Raw genomic sequence first — 17,836 nt, forward strand, 5'->3', positions numbered from 1 at the left:
ATGAATCCCAATACAAAGCGCCCTTGGCGAAAAGATAAATTACTACACTCATTACCGGAAGTATACTCATCCGTAAAAGTTCCGAAAAACGGTTCTTTTTGGAGAAAATACCTTGCATTTGCAGGACCGGGTCTCATGATTGCTGTCGGATATATGGATCCGGGAAATTGGGCTACAGATATCGCTGGAGGTGCCCAGTTTGGCTACACCCTGCTTTCAGTAATCCTTATCTCAAATATTTTTGCAATGGTTTTACAGCATTTATCTGTAAAATTAGGGGTCGCAACGGAAAGGGATCTTGCTCAAGCATGTAGAGACCACTTCCACCCTACGACTAACTTTATTCTGTGGATACTCTGTGAAATAGCGATTGCTGCCTGTGACCTTGCAGAAGTAATAGGTTCCGCTATTGCTCTTAATTTGCTTTTCCATATTCCGATAACCTGGGGAATTGTCATTACAACAATAGACGTTCTGATTATACTTCTCCTGCAGGCTAAAGGATTCAGATGGATAGAAAGTATTGTAGGAGGGCTTATCTTTATCATTCTCGCATGTTTCGTATACGAAATTGTGATCTCTAAACCTGCTATTAATGAGATCTTAGGAGGACTGGTCCCTCAAAAGGAGATCATTCAAAACCCGGCCATGCTTTATATTGCTATAGGAATCCTGGGAGCCACTGTTATGCCTCATAATCTTTATCTGCACAGCAGCATTGTACAGACAAGAGATTATAGCCGGAATGCAGAAGGTAAAAAAGAAGCCATAAAATTTGCTACTTTAGACAGTACGGTTTCTCTAATGCTCGCTTTTTTCATCAATGGGGCTATCCTTATTTTAGCTGCTGCTACATTTCATGTTACAGGTAATAAAGAAGTTGCAGACATTCATGATGCATACAAGATGTTAACTCCTATTTTAGGTGCTTCCATGGCTAGTATTGCTTTTGCCATTGCATTATTGGCATCAGGTCAGAATTCTACATTGACCGGAACTCTAGCAGGTCAGATTGTAATGGAAGGCTTTTTAAACATAAGATTAAAACCTTGGTTACGAAGACTAATCACCAGGCTTATTGCTCTGATTCCAGCCTTGATTGTAGCTATTATATATGGAGAAAAAGGAACTACAGAGTTGTTGGTCCTAAGCCAGGTCATCCTATCCATGCAGCTGAGTTTTGCCGTAGTTCCTCTGGTCATGTTTACCAATGATAAAGCTAAAATGGGTGAATTCGTTAACAAACCTCTTATGAAAATCTGTGTTTGGGCTATTTCCATCATCATTATTATTCTGAATCTTTATTTGTTATATCAGACGTTTTCCGAAGCATAAATTTTTCTGCCTTAATGTCCATATTTTGTATTTGGCAGAATCTTTGACAAATACCCTTTAAAATAAGTTATTGAATATGGAAAATCAGGATATCAACGAAGAAAACATCAATAAGCAACAAGAAGACAACTTTCAGAATGAATCAGTTTCTGAAGAAAATGTGACAAATACTCCAACTGCGGAAGAACTTTTGGCAGAAGAAAAAGACCGTTATATTCGTCTTTATGCTGAGTTCGAAAATTATAAAAAAAGAACTAGCAAAGAAAAAATGGAGTTCTTTCAATTTGCCAATCAAGATATGATGGTTTCTATGCTTGGAGTCTTAGACGATTTCGAAAGAGCCTTGAAAGAAATTGCTAAAAATGGAAATCCATCAGACCTACAGGGTGTTGAGCTTATTTATCAGAAATTCAAAAACAGACTTACTGAAAAAGGATTAAAGCCAATGGAAGTAAAAGCCGGAGATAGCTTTAATGTAGACCTTCACGAAGCCATTACCCAGATTCCTGCACCTTCAGATGAGCTAAAAGGTAAAATTGTAGATGTTATCGAAACCGGATATACTTTAAATGATAAGGTTATCCGTTTTGCAAAAGTGGTAACAGGAAACTAATATTAATAAGTGATAAATGATGAGTGAGAGATGATTTTATTTCATTGAGCCACTCTGAGTTTTTATTATCATTTATCAATAATCAATTATAAAATTGTCATGTCAAAAAGAGATTATTACGAGGTTCTTGAAATAAGCAAATCTGCATCAACCGAAGAAATAAAAAAGTCATACCGTAAAATGGCTATTAAATATCACCCAGATAAAAATCCGGGAGATAAAGAAGCCGAAGACAAATTTAAAGAAGCTGCAGAAGCCTACGAAGTATTAAGCGATGACCAAAAACGAGCAAGGTATGACCAGTATGGACATGCCGGTGTTGGAGGTAATGGCGGATTCGGAGGTGGCTTCGGAGGCGGAATGAATATGGAAGACATATTCAGCCAGTTCGGAGATATTTTTGGTGGCCACTTTGGTGGCGGTGGTTTTGGCGGCGGTGGGCGCCAGCAGGTAAAAGGTTCTAATTTAAGAATAAGAATCAAGCTGAACCTTGAAGAAATGGTCAACGGAACCCAAAAGACTCTTAAAGTAAAAAAAATGAAGATGGCTGAAGGAGCCACTTCGAAAACATGTCCTACCTGTAATGGTTCCGGAGTTCAGATGAAAGTAATGAACACCATGTTCGGACAAATGCAAACGCAAACCACTTGTGGAACTTGTCAGGGTATCGGAAAAGTTGCCGATAAAATTCCTGCGGGAGCGAATGCACAAGGTCTCATTAAAGATGAAGAAGAAATTACCATCAACATTCCTGCAGGAGCAAGAGACGGAATTCAGCTGAATGTAAGAGGAAAAGGTAACGATGCTCCTTTTGGAGGTATTCCAGGGGATTTATTGGTTATTGTAGAGGAAGAAATCGATAAGACAATCAAGAGAGAGGGTGATAACCTTCATCAGGAATTATATATTTCATTTGCAGAAGCTGCTCTTGGAACTAAAAAAGAGATCGCCACAGTAGGTGGAAAAGTAAAAATCACAGTGGATGCAGGAACACAATCCGGAAAAATCTTGAGGTTAGCAGGAAAAGGTCTTCCAAGCATTGACAGCTATGGAAAAGGAGATATGTTTATCCATATCAATGTATGGACTCCACAAAAGCTTACAAAAGATCAGAAAGACTTCTTTGAAAATCAGATGTCAAGCGGAGAAATGGTTGCAGAACCATCCGGAAAAGAAAAGACATTCTTCGATAAAGTAAAAGATTTATTCAACTAAAATAGATACAAAAGAGGCCTACAAGGCCTCTTTTTTTTATACTTTATAGACACCCCTCCCTTCCAATAGCGAATGGCAATACCAATCCTAATAAGAGGATTAGCTTTGATATACATTATTACAGTAAATACTTAAGCTTCCGGTTGGCAAAAACCAAAATAAAACTGGATACCAGCAGAAGAATGAAGAAAATAATTGTTTCAAATGGAAAGTATTTTCCCAGCACCCATTTCATTAACAGTGGATGCACAAGATAAATGGCTGTTGATAAACTGGCCAGAATTTTAGAATCTATCATAATAGAAAGATTCTTGCAATATATAAACAGCAAAGGACAGGCAAAGATTAATGAGAATAATAAATCAATACTTTCATCAGGGTTGATGATCGTATAGTTAAAAAATGATTCCAGGATAACCAGACCTGTTACAGCCATTATAACCATGAGCGAAGGTCTGTATTTCATATCCAGATTCAATCTGTTAATCAGATATCCTATGGTCAAAAAAGGAAAGCATACGAATAGAAAGTTTCTGTAAGATGGAAAGAGATTAATGATTAAATCGGTCTGATCTTTAAAATAATGGAGGTTCCCTAAAGTCTGCAGCCCGTATCCAAGACTGAAAAATAAAATCACAAGAATTGAAAGCACCCGAACAGATCTTTTTCGGATAAGAAATAGAATAATCCCCGAAAAGAAAGTTCCTATCAAATACCATAAATGGTGATAACCAAACAGAATATTCATCAGAGTATCCTCTTCTTTCCAAAATGGAATATACACTAAAGACCAGATCAAATAAAGCAAGAATGTCCTTATGAGCCATTTCTTTAATTTATCTGTAGTATCAACATAATAAAAATAATAGCCTGTGATAATTAAAAAAGCAGGCACTGCCATTCTGAAAACTCCGTTCACAAGTACAAAACTTAATACACGATGAGAGTCCCGAAAGACGTGCATATGTAAAAAAACGACAAAAAATGCGAGGATGATTTTTAATATATCAATTGATAAATTTCTCATAATACTCAATAAACCGAATATACAATCCTCAACATTTACTGTTCAGTGTTTTAATTCTAAAAGATGAAGTATATTATTTACGTGTTGCCAGCGTATAAATCTTTTTCCCCAGTGTAAAAAGCAGAACCGCGAAAATTCCACCAATTAGTCCAAAAGTAAAGTTTTTAACAAATGAAGGCCAGTCTGGCAATACATCATGTAGATAACTAATATTATGGGAGAAGATCCCTCCGGAAACTAAAATCAAGGCTATAGTTCCTACAACCGCCAGTATTTTTATAATGATGGGTAGTGCTTTTACCAGCAAATGTCCCAGCTTAGAAAAAATGCCTTTATCATTACTTTTTCGGATCAGTTTAAAACCGGCATCATCCATTCTTACAATAAGAGCTACAATCCCATATACTCCTACTGTTGCTATAAATGAAACAAAAGTAACAGTAAGAATTTGTGTTAATAAAGGATGATCCTCCTGAAGAACAGTTCCTAAAGCAATAATCACAATTTCGATAGACAAAATGAAATCTGTGGTAATTGCTGATTTTATTTTTGATTTTTCAGAATTTTCAGCACTCTCTTCTTTTTGGCTTTCCTCAACGACTTCATGCCCTTTCTTTGAACGGTGAAACAAAAATTCAATAATTTTTTCGACTCCTTCAAACGCCAGGTAAAAACCTCCTAAAACTAAAATAATTTCAATCGCAGGCTTATACAGCCAGTGAAGTAAAAATGCAATAGGCAGAATGATAAGCTTATTAATAAAAGAACCTTTGGTAATGGCCCATAAAACAGGTATTTCTCGCGAAGAGATAAATCCTGTAGCCTTTTCTGCATTGACCGCTAAATCATCTCCTAAAATCCCAGCAGTCTTTTGAGTAGCTATTTTACTCGTTACAGCCACATCATCCATCAGAGCAGCAAGATCATCTAAAATTGCAAAAAAACCAGATGCCATAATCACGTATTATTTATTCACAAAAATAACTATTTAATTCTATTTCTCATTTTCTTTTAAAATCAATTTAATAAAGAAAAAAAACAGCGTTTAAATGTATTCAATGAAATTTTTAACTTTACCCTTATGAATGAAATAGAAAACTGGGAATATGAGCTGCAGCTGATCTGGCAAAAGCTGGGAAAAATCGACAATGCAGATTTTATTGAACAAATTAGTATACATGCATATAAGTTCTCAGGCTCAAAAGCCATTGCAGACTTCGAAATGGCCTGTGCATTCGATTCAACTGGTCATGAAAAAGAAGCTGAGCCTTTATACAGATCTTCATTGAATCAAGGATTATCCGGTTTACGCAGAAGAAGAGCACGCATCCAACTGGCTAGTACCTTAAGAAATAATGGAAAAATAGATGAAAGCATCAGTATTTTAAAAGAAGAAAAAGCCAATTATTCCGATGAGCTTAATGATGCTGTAGATTCTTTTCTGGCATTATCTCTTTTTTCTGCCGGCGAGTGTAGTGAAGCTCTATCTTTAGCGTTAAAAGCTTTATCACAGTACCTTCCAAGATATAATAACTCATTACATAACTATGCAAGTGCATTAACCCTTACCAAAAAATGAGCTTAGCTGTAAATCATAATCTTAAACATAGTTTATGTCTTACTTTAAGAATAACCTCCAGATAGGATTCAATGCTATAAATCAAAGAATTAGCAGAGAAAAGATGATGATCATCATCTTGAAATTATTCATAAATTCTTTTATTTTCATTACATTTGATAGATGAAAAAGCTAGTTCTGAGATATCATTTTTTTGTTTTAGGATGTATTGGCTTTTTGTTGAATTCATGCAACTCCCGATTCAGGGTCTGGGTAGGAAACAACCGCCAGCAAAAAATTTACAATTTAAAATACGGAGAACATCCGAGACAGAAAATGGATGTTTTCCTCCCATCAGAATACCCTGAAGATTCACCCGTTGTTTTAATCGTACATGGAGGAGCATGGAAATACGGGAGAAAAGAGCATATGATTCAGATTCAGAAAATGCTGTTTAAGAATAATATTCCCAGTATTAATATGAATTACCGGCTGGTCTCCAATTCAAAACAAATCACCTATCGCGAGCAGCTTGAAGATATCAGCTCTGTCATCAATAAATTTAATTCTTTAGCAGGCAAAGCAGATCTGCGACCGGACAATTATATTCTCTTAGGCGAAAGTGCCGGTGGGCATTTAGCACTATTATACGGATATCAGCATCCTGATCAAATCAAAAAAATTATCTCATTAAGCGGTCCTACAGATTTCTATTCTAAAGAATATCTGGATTCATTCTATTCAAAATATACTTCACCTACAATACAAAAAGTAGTAGGAACAAAATTTAATCGTACAGCATTGTCTGAAGAATTTAAAAAAGCAAGTCCGATTGCTAATATAGCGAATGTTCCGACCCTTCTTTTTCAAGGAAATCAGGATTTCCTTGTCAACAAAAAGCAAGGGCTGGCCCTGGATTCGGCATTAACCCGACAAAATATTATCCATAAGCTCGTCTTTATGGAAAACACAGGGCATGCACCCAGATTTTTCAGTAAGAAAAAAAGGGACCAGATTATTTATCCCAATATTCTCGAGTGGATAAAAAAATAACCTGCACAAAGCAGGTTATCTATATTTCTTAATTCATTCCGGATTATTCCTCTGAATCATGATTTTCATATTTCGAATGATCCACTTTTTTTCCAAATAAAAACTTGATAATAATCGGAAGAGTTGTAATCAACACAATAACAATAATAATCAATTCAAGCTTTTCTTTTAAATTAATTCCAAATTGCTCCTGGAATAATTTATCAAGATAATGACCTGCAAAAATCAGTATAAATGACCATAAAACAGCTCCAATAATATTATCTCTTAAAAACTCTTTTTTATCCATTTTTACAATCCCCGCTACAATAGGAGTAAACGTTCTTACTACGGGTAAAAACCTTGCCATTATGATTGCCAAAGCTCCATGTTTCTCAAAAAAATCATGCGCCTGATAAAGGTATTTTTTCTTGAATAAAAAAGTATCTTTCTTTTTATATAAAGCCGGTCCTGCTTTTACGCCAAAATAATACCCTACCTCATTTCCGACAATAGCAGCAATGGCAACAGAAGTAGCCAGAATAGTGGTATCCAGCAGATCACTCCCTGTAGAACCAAAAGTTTCCTTGATAATTTCAACAGCGTAAATTCCTGAAACAAATAATAAAGAATCACCTGGTAAAAAGAACCCTACAAAAAGCCCGGTCTCAGCAAAAATAATGAATAGAATGAGCCAAAATCCGCCCATTTTTATATAAAATTCTGGGTTTAATAAATCTTTCCAGCTATTGAAATCTTCCATAAATATTGATAAGTAACAAAAATAAGTTTAAAAAGTCTGAAAAGGAAATTAATTATAAGATTTTAACTAAAAAACAAGGATATTATTCTAGAGCTCCATATCGTCATCAGAAACAGCGGTTCCATCGGCCATCAGAAATGCTTTCAGGAATGGAGTAAGGTTTCCGTTCATCACAGAATCCACATCTGACGTTTCATGTCCTGAGCGGACATCTTTTACCAATTTATAAGGATGCATCACGTAATTTCTGATTTGGCTTCCCCACTCGATTTTCATTTTATTTGCTTCAATCTCATTTCGGGCTCTCATACGCTCTTCAAGTTCCATTTCATATAACCTGGAACGAAGTAACTGCATAGCTTTCTCTTTATTCTGAAGCTGTGAACGCGATTCTGAGTTTTCAATAATAATACCTGTAGGTGCGTGGCGAAGTCGGACTGCCGTTTCAACTTTATTTACGTTCTGACCACCTGCCCCTGAACTTCGCATGGTTTCAAATGAAATATCTGCAGGATTGATGTTGATTTCAATCGTATCGTCCACTAATGGATAAACATATACGGAAACAAAACTTGTATGACGTTTTGCGTTACTATCAAAGGGAGAAATACGCACCAATCTGTGAACTCCATTCTCTCCTTTAAGATACCCAAAAGCATATTCTCCATCAATTTCCAGCGTTACTGTTTTCACTCCTGCAACCTCCCCTTCCTGAAAGTTTAGTTCACGAATTTTATAACCTTGTTTTTCCGCCCACATCGTATACATTCTCATCAACATAGAGGCCCAGTCACAGCTTTCGGTACCTCCCGCACCTGCTGTAATCTGTAACACGGCAGAAAGCTCATCTCCCTCATTAGAAAGCATATTCTTGAATTCAAGATCTTCGATTTTTTCAACCAATTGAGGAAAGGACTGATCTAATTCTTTCTCAGAATCGGGATCCTCTTTTGCAAATTCTACTAAAACCTGTAAATCTTCAAACTGAGTAGTAATTTCTTCATAATCTTCTACCCATCTTTTTTTGGATCGAAGTTGCTTTAGAAATGCTTCTGCCTCTTTTGGACTCTCCCAAAATTCAGGTGCAGCAGTCTTTTCGTCATCATTGGCAATTTCTACCCTCTTCTTCTCAATCTGAAGGTATTTGTGTAAATCTTCAATTCTGGATTGAACGTCTTTTATATGGTCGTTGTTAATCACGAAATTTTCTTTTTTGCAAAAATAAGGATAAAAGTGGGATTAGTGGTTATAAGTTGATAGTTGATAGTTGATAGTTGAAAGTTGAAAGTTGAAAAATTACAGATCTACTAAATACCTACCCTTATCATTTATCAATTAATCTACATCATGAATACATTTTACATGAATACGTTAATACATCAGTACATTCTACAATTATCCAATCAACTCATCAGCGACTATCTCTCCAATCTTCGGAGCTAAAGCTACCCCCATTCCGGAAAGTCTTACCGCACAGAATTGTCTTTCCGAGAATTGCTTTATGATAGGTGTTTTTTCGTTTCCCATAGCCATAATTCCTGACCATCGATTGGCCACTTTGAAATCCTGACCAGGAAGAATAATATCCTGTAAGAAATTCTCTAAATGATTTTGTAAAAAAGCAGTGGTTCCAAAAGTATTTGTCTCTTCCGTTTTAAAATCCTGATTTCTTCCACCACCCAGTAAAATCCTGTCACCAAGATTCCTGAAATAATAAAACCCTTCATCATAATGGAAAGTTCCTTTCAGTTTCAAATTTTTGATTGGTTCTGTTAAAATAACCTGGCCACGTGCCGGAATTATTTCTTCGTCTTCCAGAAATCTGGAACTGAAAGCATTCGTACAAAATATAATTTGATCTGTCTGAATGGAAACTTCATCTGATACTAAAACCTGAACCTCCCTGGTATTTTCAATAATCTCTTTCACTTCAATTCCAAAAAGAAATTCAACGTGTAAGCTGTGACATTGCTCTATAAGCTTTTGTACCAGCTTTCCGGGGTGCAGACTTCCTTCACACAAGTTTCCAATTAGAAAATTGGATTTTCCCAATCCGAATTCCTTTATTTTACCTTGCTGCAAATTGTATGTCTTCTCAATACCAGTAATAGGCTTGATTTTTTCATTTACTTCATTCAGCATGTTTAAAGGCTGATCCGTATTCAGAATTTCAAACCCACCATCTAGCTCAAAATCAATTTCAGAATTTTTGAAATAATGTTGAATTTTTTTCAGCCCTTCAAACCTCATCCGAACCAATTCTACAGTTTTATCCCAACCCATTTTTTCAGAATCTGCAATCACTTCTGTCAGGCTACCGAAACAGGCAAACCCTGCATTTCTTGTTGAAGCTCCCAAAGGAATAGCATTCCTTTCAATGATTAAAACCGACTTTTCAGGATATCTTTCTTTAATAGAAATAGCTGTCCAAAGCCCGGTAAAACCAGCACCAATAATAATGATATCCCGTCTTCTATAAAATGTTTCAAGCTCCCAGATGCTGTTCATGATGATCAATAAATAATGAGTAATGAATGATAAGTAACCTTTTAATTCGCTGCCATTAATTCATAACAGCTAACCTTTATCCTCTCCTCCATCATTTTCACCATTATGCTGAAATCCTATTGCTCTTGCCGGTTCCTCAACAATTTTGAAGGTTTCAAGTTCTGCTCGTAAAGCTTTTATCCTGTATTGAAAATCATCAAAATTATTAATGATAGCGTCATTCAGAAACCGCTCTACTTGCCCTAAATATTCTTCTGTGAGTTTTCCTGCTGCATCTCTCAAAGCTCCGTTTAAGAGATTTTGGTCAATAATAAGGTTTTCATTTCTGGTTCTCTGATAAAGATTTTTAATCCTCTTTTTCAGACTTTGTGTAAAATCCATCAGCATTGTATTGCTAAACGTTTTCATTTTAGAAGCGCTGTCACGCCAGAAAGGAACTTTATCTGCTTTATTATTTTTAAGAATTTTATAGAGTAAGGAATCTTTTTCCAGACCTTTAGTCATTCCATACAGGATAATTTCCGAACGTTCAGAAGCATTGGGTGGAAAGACAGGAATCAATACATCAAATCTTCCGGGAGCCAAAACTTCTTCATCAATTTCTGATATGGAATTGGCAGATCCTACCATAAGCACATCCTCTTTTTCAAATTTTCCGATATAATGAAGAATAATTTCCTGGGTTTCAAGATTGTAAGAAGTAACATTGTTTTCAGGGCTTCTCTCCATCATAATATCATCAAAGTCATCCATAAAAAGGAGCACCTTCTCTTCTTTCATGATGCTTAATAAAAAATCATTAAAGTTGGTTTGGTTCCCGTTCACAAAAGAAGTTCCCAGATAATGCTTTTTGACTTCTTTAAAATGATATCCGATAATTTCTGCAATTTTATTCGCCCAGAAAATTTTACCACTTCCCGGAGGACCATATAAAATAATTCCTGCAGGTTTATTAATTCCCCAATCTTTAATCTGTTGCTTGTTCAGGAAAGGTTCTAAAACACTTGAAATATAAAAGAACAAATCCCGGTACCCGATGAAATCTCTTTGTTGAAGGCTCGTCTTGTAGCCAAAATAATCATATACAAACTGATAGTTTCCTCCCAGTTTGTTATCAATACCATAGCTGGAAATCGAGGAACGGAAAAATCCGTTATCAAAAATATTCGGTGTGGTATCTTGTATAGCTTTTTCTACTTTTTCTTTGGGCTGATTAATGGTTTCTGCAATTTGCTCCAGTGTTTTATTCTGATCAAGATCTTTTTCATATTTTCTCAGAAAATCAACATTCTCACGAGCAAATTTTTCAAAGTCTTCTTTGATCTCAAAATTAGTACTCATACATACGCCTAACTCAAGGTCAAAATCCTGTATAAATTGTTTGATCGCTTCTGCCGATATATTTAATTCCTTTGCCAGTTCAATTAACTTCATATTCACAAATTATACAATCAAATTTAATATTTTAATCCGGAAAGTTTATTTAAAAATAACTTAAACTTTGTAACAATTTGTTAATTACACGGACTACTACTATGTAAAACAAATTACATGGAAAAAATTTTATCAGTAAAGAATCTGACTAAAAAATTCAAACGAGTGGTGGTCAACAATATTTCCTTTGACGTAGAAAGAGGAAATGTTTACGGCCTTCTGGGTCCCAATGGAAGCGGAAAATCCACAACATTCGGAATGCTTCTGTCAACTATCAATCCTACCAGTGGTGATTGGTATTGGTTTGGAAAGAAAGGAACTGATCCTGATACTCTGAAAAAAATAGGAGCGATCATTGAACAACCTAATTTTTATCCTTACTTGAGTGCTGAGACCAATTTAAAAATCGTTGCTGAAATTAAAGAAGCTCCCTATGAAAGAATTGATGAAGTCTTAAAAACCGTAGGACTTTTCGAAAGAAAAAAAGATACTTTTAAAACCTTTTCCCTGGGAATGAAACAGCGTTTAGCTATTGCTTCAGCCATGTTAAATAACCCGGAAGTAATGATTCTTGATGAGCCAACCAATGGACTTGATCCTGAAGGAATCATTCAGATCAGAGAAATTATATCCAGCATTGCAAAACAAGGCATTACCATCATCATTGCTAGCCACCTTCTGGATGAGATCGAAAAGATCTGCAGCCATGTAATTGTTTTAAAAGAAGGAAATGCTATTTACAGCGGAAGAGTTGACGAAATCACCAATAACCAGGGGTATTTTGAATTAAAAGCTGACAATAACACTTTGCTTTTAGCCACTCTTGAAGAGCTTCAATGGTTTACTTCGGTAACATTAGAAAACGATCTGATCAAAGCACAAATCAGGGAAGATGCCTCTATTTCAGCATCTGGTCTGAATCAAAAGCTGGCAGAAAAAGGGATTTTCTTATCTCATCTGACTAAGAAGAAATTATCGCTTGAAACTCAATTCCTCGAACTTGTAAAAAACACGAATACCCATGCTTAAATTATTAAAAATTGAATATTACAAAAACCTGAATTATAAGCCCTTCAGGATTTTTACAATATTGTACTTTGCTATATTGATTGCACTCCTTTTTATCGGATTAGTAGATCTCGATGTTTTCGGAGCTACCATTAATTTAAAAGAACAGGGCATCTATAATTTCCCGGAAATATGGAATTTCACCACATGGATCGTGGCATTGCTTAAAATTTTTCTGGGGTTGATCATTGTTTTTTCAATATCTCAGGAATTCAGTAACAGAATGTTTAAGCAAAATACAATTGATGGATTAAGCAGGAAGGAATTTATCGGCTCCAAGCTATTAACGATCACCGTGTTCACTGTAGTTTCTACTCTCATTGTATTTATCATTACGTTATTTCTCGGACAGAAATATTCGAAAGTTACAGATTCGGCAATGGTATTCAAGGAAATATTTTTCATTGGAAATTACTTTGTCAAACTCTTTACTTTTTTCTGTTTCCTTATGTTTCTTTCCATCCTTTTGAGAAAATCAATGTTTGTTTTCCTTGGATTCTTTGTGTACTGGATTGGCGAGGGAATATTAACTGCTGTAGAAATCTTTCAGAAGGTTCGTGGCACTCAGGAATTGGAAAGAATGAAAATCATGAAAGACGACTTTTTCATTACCCATCTTTTACCTCTCGAAAGCATGTCAAGCCTTATTCCTAATCCAATGCTTAGATTAAATATGGCCAAAGCCATGGGAATGAAATACGAATTTACCTATCCTACAGAAAGCTTAATTGCCTGTATCGTATGGAGCATCCTTTTTATTTTGGGATCTTATTGGATCTTAAAAAAGAGAGATTGGTAGTTTTTCTTTATTAAAAGATTAAAAAAATTTAAATATTTAGAAGGTGGTTCATTTTTTGGACCACTTTTTTTATAATCTTACTGCATATCTGTAAATCATACTCTTTCCATGCCTTTGTCATTCCGCCAGGAATCTAAACCTTTTTACTAATTATTTAGTTTTTACATAGTTATTCAGGTTATTTACTATGTTTAGATTCTTTCGCTTCGTTACTGAATGACAAACTTATGCTTTTCTCAGATTGTTAAATTTGAGTTTTTCATCCACACTATCCATGTCTGTTTTAAAATAATCAAAGCGCTTTCACACTCTACGTTTAAAATCCGTTCACAAACTTTTCGTTCACAACAGAAGAAAATACATTTAATAACAAAAAAGAGGCTGTCTCAAAAGGACAGTCTCTTTTTAGTATTTCATTGAAAAAAGATTTCGATATTTTGAATAAAAAAAATATCTTGGAAAAAAGAAGATATAAGTCAAAAAAGCAGTCTGTTTTAGGCTGCTTTTGACATTTTCTTTAGATTGTGGGCAATTGCGAGTATGCCGATTTCTACCTCGACTTTATTTTTTCCCCGAAGCATGAATCGTTTAAAATTTTTGTTGTGTTTGAGCTCTGCAAAAACAGGTTCAACATCATGGCATCTTTGTTTTCTGAGTTTGATGCCCTTGCTGGTATTAAGAAGTTTGAAAACCTTTTCTCTGATTTTTGCCAATTTAGGATTGTTTTGTGAAGTGGTTATTTGTCCCGATTTCTGATCTTTTCTGAAGTAATTATATTTAACATAAGCTTTTATTTTCTTAGATTTTAACAAGTTGTAATTTTCTTCTGAGCCATAACCAGCATCAGCAACAAGCTCTTTGGGAGCTTTATGATAGCTTTCTTCAAAACCCAGTAAATGAGTCGCTAATGTTTTGGTGTCTGTTGGGTTGGGATGAATTGAATAATGTAAAATGAATTGTCTATGGGTAGAAATTTGTAGATTGTAAGCGGGTTTTAGTTGTCCGTTTCGCATATGATCCTCCTTCATTCGCATAAAAGTAGCGTCTGTATCGGTTTTGGAATAGGAATTTCTATCTTCTAATAATTCTTGCTGTTTTTTATATTTCTCTAAATTATCTGCCCAGTTTTTCTTAGCATAATTCAGTTTCTGACGAACTTTTGAAGCTACTTTTTTATCTTTCAAAACTTCATTGATCTTTTCTATGGTTTGAGTTACTTTTTCAGAATCTACTTCTTTAAAATCAATACTTTCTGTATTTTCAAGCTCGTCTTTGGCAACTGTTTCTGCATAGTTCCAAAGCTCTTCTAATTGCTCTGCAATCCTTTCTTTGTGTTTTTTGACAGCTCTTCCCCAAACAAAAGTATAGCGATTGGCATTGGCTTCTATCTTGGTGCCATCTACAAAAGTGGTTTTCAGACTTACCAAACCTTCCTTTTCCAAAAGAAGAACAATTTGTGTGAAAATAGCTTTAATCTCACCTTTCAATCGTTCACTACGGAACCTGTTTAAGGTGTTATGATCGGGACGGCTCATTGCAGAGAGCCACATAAAATGGATGTTTTCTTTCAAGGCCTGCTCCATTTTGCGGCTTGAATAGATATTGCTTAAATAGCCATAAATCAAAACTTTCAAAAGCATTTTCGGGTGGTAGCAAGATGTTCCGCCAGGTTTGTAGGTTTTAATTAAGCTTTTGATATCCAAGCCATCAATAATGTTTGAAACAATTTTCACAGGATGTCGCTCATCAATCAACTCCGATAAATTGGGAGGAAAAAGCAGATTTTCTTTGGGGGTGTAATCTTTAAAGACTACTTTTGACGTACTTAACACAATGCAAATTAATCAATTTGCAACTATTAGGAAAGCGAAAGCTTTCCTTTTTGCATAAAAAAGGCTATCTCTTTTGAGACAGCCTCTTTCAAATTATTTTTTTTCTAACAAAGGAAGGTATTCACCATATCCCTGTTTTTCCATCTGATCTTTCGGTACAAACTTAAGTGATGCACTGTTGATACAGTATCTTAATCCACCTTTATCCGCAGGACCATCTGTAAACACATGTCCCAAGTGAGCATCTCCTGTTTTACTACGAACCTCCACTCTGGTCATTCCGGCAGAACGGTCCATCTTTTCATCAATTACATTTTTAGTAATTGGTTTGGAAAAACTTGGCCATCCACAACCAGATTCAAATTTATCTGTTGAGATAAACAACGGTTCCCCTGTTGTAATATCTACATAAACCCCTTCACGAAACTCTTTATCGTATTCATTTTGAAAAGGTCTTTCTGTAGCATTTTCTTGCGTTACTCTGTATTGTTCAGCAGTAAGTTTTTCTTTTAAAACCTTTTTATCCTGTTTTTGGTATTTAGCTTTTGGAAGTGGGTTGGCATTTTTAGCCATTTCAAAAAGCCCTGGTTCTATATGACAGTAACCTCCTGGATTTTTATCCAAATAATCCTGGTGATAATCTTCTGCTCTATAGAAGTTCTTTAAAGGAATGGTTTCTACCACCACAGGCTTACTATAATTCTTCGCTAACTTTTGCACTTCTTCTTTTACAATTGCTTCTGTAGCTTTATCCGTAGAATAAATACCCGTTCTGTACTGGTCTCCCCTGTCATTTCCCTGTTTGTTTAAACTCGTTGGATCAATGGTTTTAAAATACAGATCGATCAACAGTTTTAAATCAACTTGTTCAGGATCATATTTTACTTTTACAGTTTCCGCAAAGCCTGTTGTATGGCTTATTACTTCTTCATAGGTTGGATTGGTCTTGTTTCCATTGGCATAACCAACTTCCGTCCCTACAACTCCACGAATTTGTTGAAAAAAGTGCTCTGTTCCCCAAAAACATCCACCTGCAAAATAAACTTCTTTTACATTTTTACTGTCCATATTGGTCTCATTTTCTTTTTTAGTTTCTGTTGATTTTTTTGAATTACCACAGCTTGTGGCAAATACCGCAATACCTAAGACTACTGCGAGTAAAATTAATATACTTTTCATTTTTATCTTTTTATTCATTATTTATTTTTTCCAAATAACATCAGTCCAAACCCAAGTAGCATAAGATCTTTAAGGATAAAAAAATCTGTTACGGGCACTCCGTCCACCACTTTCCAGATTCCGGGTGTTGTGAATAAATAGCTTAAAGTAACCAGAAAAGTAACAATCATTCCTATTCCGGCATACTTCTTTAAGAATGCAAATTTCACACTAAATATCAATAATAATGCAATGATAATTTCTATCGCTCCGATAGTATTTGATACCGCCTGAACACTGGCTATATTATATACGAAAAAGGTGAGGAAATGGTTTTCTACCAATGATTTTATTCCTTGAGCTTCAGTAGGGGTGAATTTGAAAATTCCAATCCACAATAAAATAAGAGCTGCTCCGAAAAGCGAGATGTAGTATCCAAGCCTATATGTTGGATTTTCTTTGTCTAATTGTTGTGATGTTCCGTTCATGTTTTTGGATTTTAAATGTATACTTTATTATTTTCAAAAGTATAGTCGGAACAGCTTCAAAATCCTGACAGAATTTTTTATTAAAAATCCATTTTCCTGATCATTTCATCTTTAAAATTCTGAATATCAGTAGTATCAATTTTATTTTTTTCTTCCTGAATAAGTGTTCTTTTTAAAATTTCATCTAATATTTTCAATTTTTTCTCATAGGCTTTACACCATTTGCATATTTTCAGATGCATGGAAAGCTGCCAGCTCTCTTTTGGAGAAAGGGCTCCGGAATTTCTTTTTTCCATAAGTAATGTTGCTACACTACACGGAAGAAATATAAAATGAATAAATTTTTTCAACATTCTTAATTACTTTATGATTTTGCAAACCAATTAAAATCCAGACATTCTCTTAACTGCATTCTACTTCTTTGTAAAATCTTCCAAAGATTAGTCGTTGAAATGTTTAATTCCTGACTAACATCGGGTGCTTTTTTCTCCTGAAGGTAATACATTTTTAACGGGATCTTCCACCGGGAAGGTAATTCTTCGATACAATCTTCCAAAGTTTTATTAAAATCCTGATCATCCAAAAGCTCAGTTTCTTTAAGGGAAACATCCCAATCATTCAACACACCATCATTTCTCCACGACCCTTTTTCATCAAAAAAATGATCGAGTTTGATATGAGGTTCCGATTTATATTTTTTACGATAAAAATCAGCAACCTTACGATTAAGAATAGAAGTGAGCCACGTCAGAGGATTGCTTTTTCCTTCAAAAGTATCATAAGACGAAAATGCTGAAAGAAAAACTTCCTGAACCACGTCTTTAGCATCATCTTTGTCTGAAAGCAGGTACATCGCCCTTTTTAAAAGAGACTCAGAGTATTTGTTTACCCAGCTTTTCAATTCTTCATTTTTTTTCATCATATGATGTGAGGATTTATTAAAAACTCTGTAACGAATATAAAAGAAAAAATTCTAATTGATTTAAAACCCGCTCCCGAAAACAGA

The 17,836-nt window shown here is 35.0% G+C and carries 18 protein-coding genes; 7 read left to right on the forward strand and 11 right to left on the reverse strand.

Annotated features, from left to right (window positions below; genetic code table 11):
- From CJF12_RS08030 to dnaJ, 3 genes are all read left to right on the forward strand, one after another.
- On the forward strand, positions 1 to 1,335 hold the full coding sequence (locus CJF12_RS08030) for an Nramp family divalent metal transporter (protein WP_034685485.1): 1,335 nt from the start codon (positions 1 to 3) through the stop codon (positions 1,333 to 1,335).
- A gap of 76 nt (positions 1,336 to 1,411) precedes the next feature.
- Positions 1,412 to 1,948 (forward strand): nucleotide exchange factor GrpE, encoded by a 537-nt coding sequence (locus CJF12_RS08035; protein ID WP_034685487.1) that lies wholly within the window; start codon positions 1,412 to 1,414, stop codon positions 1,946 to 1,948.
- 99 nt (positions 1,949 to 2,047) lie between these two features.
- A complete protein-coding gene (gene dnaJ / locus CJF12_RS08040; RefSeq protein ID WP_034685489.1) occupies positions 2,048 to 3,163 on the forward strand; it encodes a molecular chaperone DnaJ in 1,116 nt (371 codons plus the stop codon).
- 118 nt (positions 3,164 to 3,281) lie between these two features.
- Here dnaJ and CJF12_RS08045 read toward each other — a convergent pair whose 3' ends face one another.
- On the reverse strand, positions 3,282 to 4,190 hold the full coding sequence (locus CJF12_RS08045) for an acyltransferase family protein (protein WP_084675657.1): 909 nt from the start codon (positions 4,188 to 4,190) through the stop codon (positions 3,282 to 3,284).
- A gap of 73 nt (positions 4,191 to 4,263) precedes the next feature.
- Positions 4,264 to 5,145, reverse strand: a complete 882-nt coding sequence (locus CJF12_RS08050; RefSeq protein ID WP_034685491.1) for a DUF808 domain-containing protein — start codon at positions 5,143 to 5,145, stop codon at positions 4,264 to 4,266.
- A 126-nt stretch (positions 5,146 to 5,271) separates the two neighbouring features.
- On the opposite strand from CJF12_RS08050, the gene CJF12_RS08055 reads away from it, so the two are divergent.
- Complete coding sequence (locus CJF12_RS08055) at positions 5,272 to 5,769, forward strand: tetratricopeptide repeat protein (protein ID WP_034685493.1); 498 nt, start codon at positions 5,272 to 5,274, stop codon at positions 5,767 to 5,769.
- A 162-nt stretch (positions 5,770 to 5,931) separates the two neighbouring features.
- A complete protein-coding gene (locus CJF12_RS08060) occupies positions 5,932 to 6,801 on the forward strand; it encodes an alpha/beta hydrolase (protein WP_034685496.1) in 870 nt (289 codons plus the stop codon).
- 43 nt (positions 6,802 to 6,844) lie between these two features.
- Here the strand turns inward: CJF12_RS08060 and CJF12_RS08065 are convergent, their stop codons facing one another.
- The 4 genes from CJF12_RS08065 to CJF12_RS08080 form a co-directional block, all read right to left on the reverse strand.
- A complete protein-coding gene (locus tag CJF12_RS08065) occupies positions 6,845 to 7,543 on the reverse strand; it encodes a DedA family protein (protein WP_034685498.1) in 699 nt (232 codons plus the stop codon).
- Positions 7,544 to 7,630: 87 nt separating this feature from the next.
- Positions 7,631 to 8,743: a peptide chain release factor 2 gene (gene prfB / locus CJF12_RS08070; protein ID WP_034685501.1), complete on the reverse strand. Its 1,113-nt coding sequence runs from the start codon at positions 8,741 to 8,743 to the stop codon at positions 7,631 to 7,633.
- Between the two features lie 195 nt (positions 8,744 to 8,938).
- Positions 8,939 to 10,051 carry an NAD(P)/FAD-dependent oxidoreductase gene (locus tag CJF12_RS08075; RefSeq protein WP_034685503.1) on the reverse strand — a complete coding sequence of 371 codons (1,113 nt, stop codon included), beginning with the start codon at positions 10,049 to 10,051 and terminating at the stop codon, positions 8,939 to 8,941.
- Positions 10,052 to 10,120: 69 nt separating this feature from the next.
- A complete protein-coding gene (locus CJF12_RS08080) occupies positions 10,121 to 11,485 on the reverse strand; it encodes an ATP-binding protein (RefSeq protein ID WP_034685506.1) in 1,365 nt (454 codons plus the stop codon).
- Between the two features lie 117 nt (positions 11,486 to 11,602).
- On the opposite strand from CJF12_RS08080, the gene CJF12_RS08085 reads away from it, so the two are divergent.
- Positions 11,603 to 12,514: an ABC transporter ATP-binding protein gene (locus tag CJF12_RS08085; RefSeq protein WP_034685509.1), complete on the forward strand. Its 912-nt coding sequence runs from the start codon at positions 11,603 to 11,605 to the stop codon at positions 12,512 to 12,514.
- Complete coding sequence (locus CJF12_RS08090; RefSeq protein ID WP_034685511.1) at positions 12,507 to 13,352, forward strand: ABC transporter permease; 846 nt, start codon at positions 12,507 to 12,509, stop codon at positions 13,350 to 13,352. Before CJF12_RS08085 ends, CJF12_RS08090 begins: the two co-directional genes overlap by 8 nt.
- 494 nt (positions 13,353 to 13,846) lie before the next feature.
- On the opposite strand, the gene CJF12_RS08095 is transcribed toward CJF12_RS08090, so the two are convergent.
- The 5 genes from CJF12_RS08095 to CJF12_RS08115 form a co-directional block, all read right to left on the reverse strand.
- Positions 13,847 to 15,184, reverse strand: coding sequence for an IS1182 family transposase (locus CJF12_RS08095; RefSeq protein WP_095591034.1), 1,338 nt, complete (start codon positions 15,182 to 15,184; stop codon positions 13,847 to 13,849).
- A gap of 93 nt (positions 15,185 to 15,277) precedes the next feature.
- Entirely contained in the window at positions 15,278 to 16,363 is a 1,086-nt protein-coding gene (gene msrB, locus CJF12_RS08100; protein WP_034688084.1) for a peptide-methionine (R)-S-oxide reductase MsrB, read from the reverse strand.
- A 17-nt stretch (positions 16,364 to 16,380) separates the two neighbouring features.
- A complete protein-coding gene (locus CJF12_RS08105) occupies positions 16,381 to 16,830 on the reverse strand; it encodes a DUF417 family protein (protein WP_034688067.1) in 450 nt (149 codons plus the stop codon).
- An 80-nt stretch (positions 16,831 to 16,910) separates the two neighbouring features.
- Positions 16,911 to 17,126, reverse strand: a complete 216-nt coding sequence (locus CJF12_RS08110) for a hypothetical protein (protein WP_228379137.1) — start codon at positions 17,124 to 17,126, stop codon at positions 16,911 to 16,913.
- Positions 17,127 to 17,194: 68 nt separating this feature from the next.
- Positions 17,195 to 17,749 carry an RNA polymerase sigma factor gene (locus tag CJF12_RS08115; protein ID WP_095591229.1) on the reverse strand — a complete coding sequence of 185 codons (555 nt, stop codon included), beginning with the start codon at positions 17,747 to 17,749 and terminating at the stop codon, positions 17,195 to 17,197.
- Positions 17,750 to 17,836: the final 87 nt, after the last annotated feature.

The organism is Chryseobacterium piperi (assembly GCF_002285635.2).
GTDB classification, from domain to species: Bacteria; Bacteroidota; Bacteroidia; order Flavobacteriales; family Weeksellaceae; genus Chryseobacterium; species Chryseobacterium piperi.

Coding starts and splice junctions, on each gene's coding strand:
- dnaJ (WP_034685489.1), top strand. CDS start 2,048: ATGTCAAAAAGAGATTATTACGAGGTTCTTGAAATAAGCAAATCTGCA.
- CJF12_RS08030 (WP_034685485.1), top strand. CDS start 1: ATGAATCCCAATACAAAGCGCCCTTGGCGAAAAGATAAATTACTACAC.
- CJF12_RS08115 (WP_095591229.1), bottom strand. CDS start 17,749: ATGAAAAAAAATGAAGAATTGAAAAGCTGGGTAAACAAATACTCTGAG.
- CJF12_RS08050 (WP_034685491.1), bottom strand. CDS start 5,145: ATGGCATCTGGTTTTTTTGCAATTTTAGATGATCTTGCTGCTCTGATG.
- CJF12_RS08035 (WP_034685487.1), top strand. CDS start 1,412: ATGGAAAATCAGGATATCAACGAAGAAAACATCAATAAGCAACAAGAA.
- CJF12_RS08105 (WP_034688067.1), bottom strand. CDS start 16,830: ATGAACGGAACATCACAACAATTAGACAAAGAAAATCCAACATATAGG.
- CJF12_RS08065 (WP_034685498.1), bottom strand. CDS start 7,543: ATGGAAGATTTCAATAGCTGGAAAGATTTATTAAACCCAGAATTTTAT.
- CJF12_RS08110 (WP_228379137.1), bottom strand. CDS start 17,126: ATGGAAAAAAGAAATTCCGGAGCCCTTTCTCCAAAAGAGAGCTGGCAG.
- CJF12_RS08080 (WP_034685506.1), bottom strand. CDS start 11,485: ATGAAGTTAATTGAACTGGCAAAGGAATTAAATATATCGGCAGAAGCG.
- CJF12_RS08055 (WP_034685493.1), top strand. CDS start 5,272: ATGAATGAAATAGAAAACTGGGAATATGAGCTGCAGCTGATCTGGCAA.
- CJF12_RS08060 (WP_034685496.1), top strand. CDS start 5,932: ATGAAAAAGCTAGTTCTGAGATATCATTTTTTTGTTTTAGGATGTATT.
- CJF12_RS08090 (WP_034685511.1), top strand. CDS start 12,507: ATGCTTAAATTATTAAAAATTGAATATTACAAAAACCTGAATTATAAG.
- CJF12_RS08075 (WP_034685503.1), bottom strand. CDS start 10,051: ATGAACAGCATCTGGGAGCTTGAAACATTTTATAGAAGACGGGATATC.
- msrB (WP_034688084.1), bottom strand. CDS start 16,363: ATGAAAAGTATATTAATTTTACTCGCAGTAGTCTTAGGTATTGCGGTA.
- CJF12_RS08085 (WP_034685509.1), top strand. CDS start 11,603: ATGGAAAAAATTTTATCAGTAAAGAATCTGACTAAAAAATTCAAACGA.
- CJF12_RS08045 (WP_084675657.1), bottom strand. CDS start 4,190: ATGAGAAATTTATCAATTGATATATTAAAAATCATCCTCGCATTTTTT.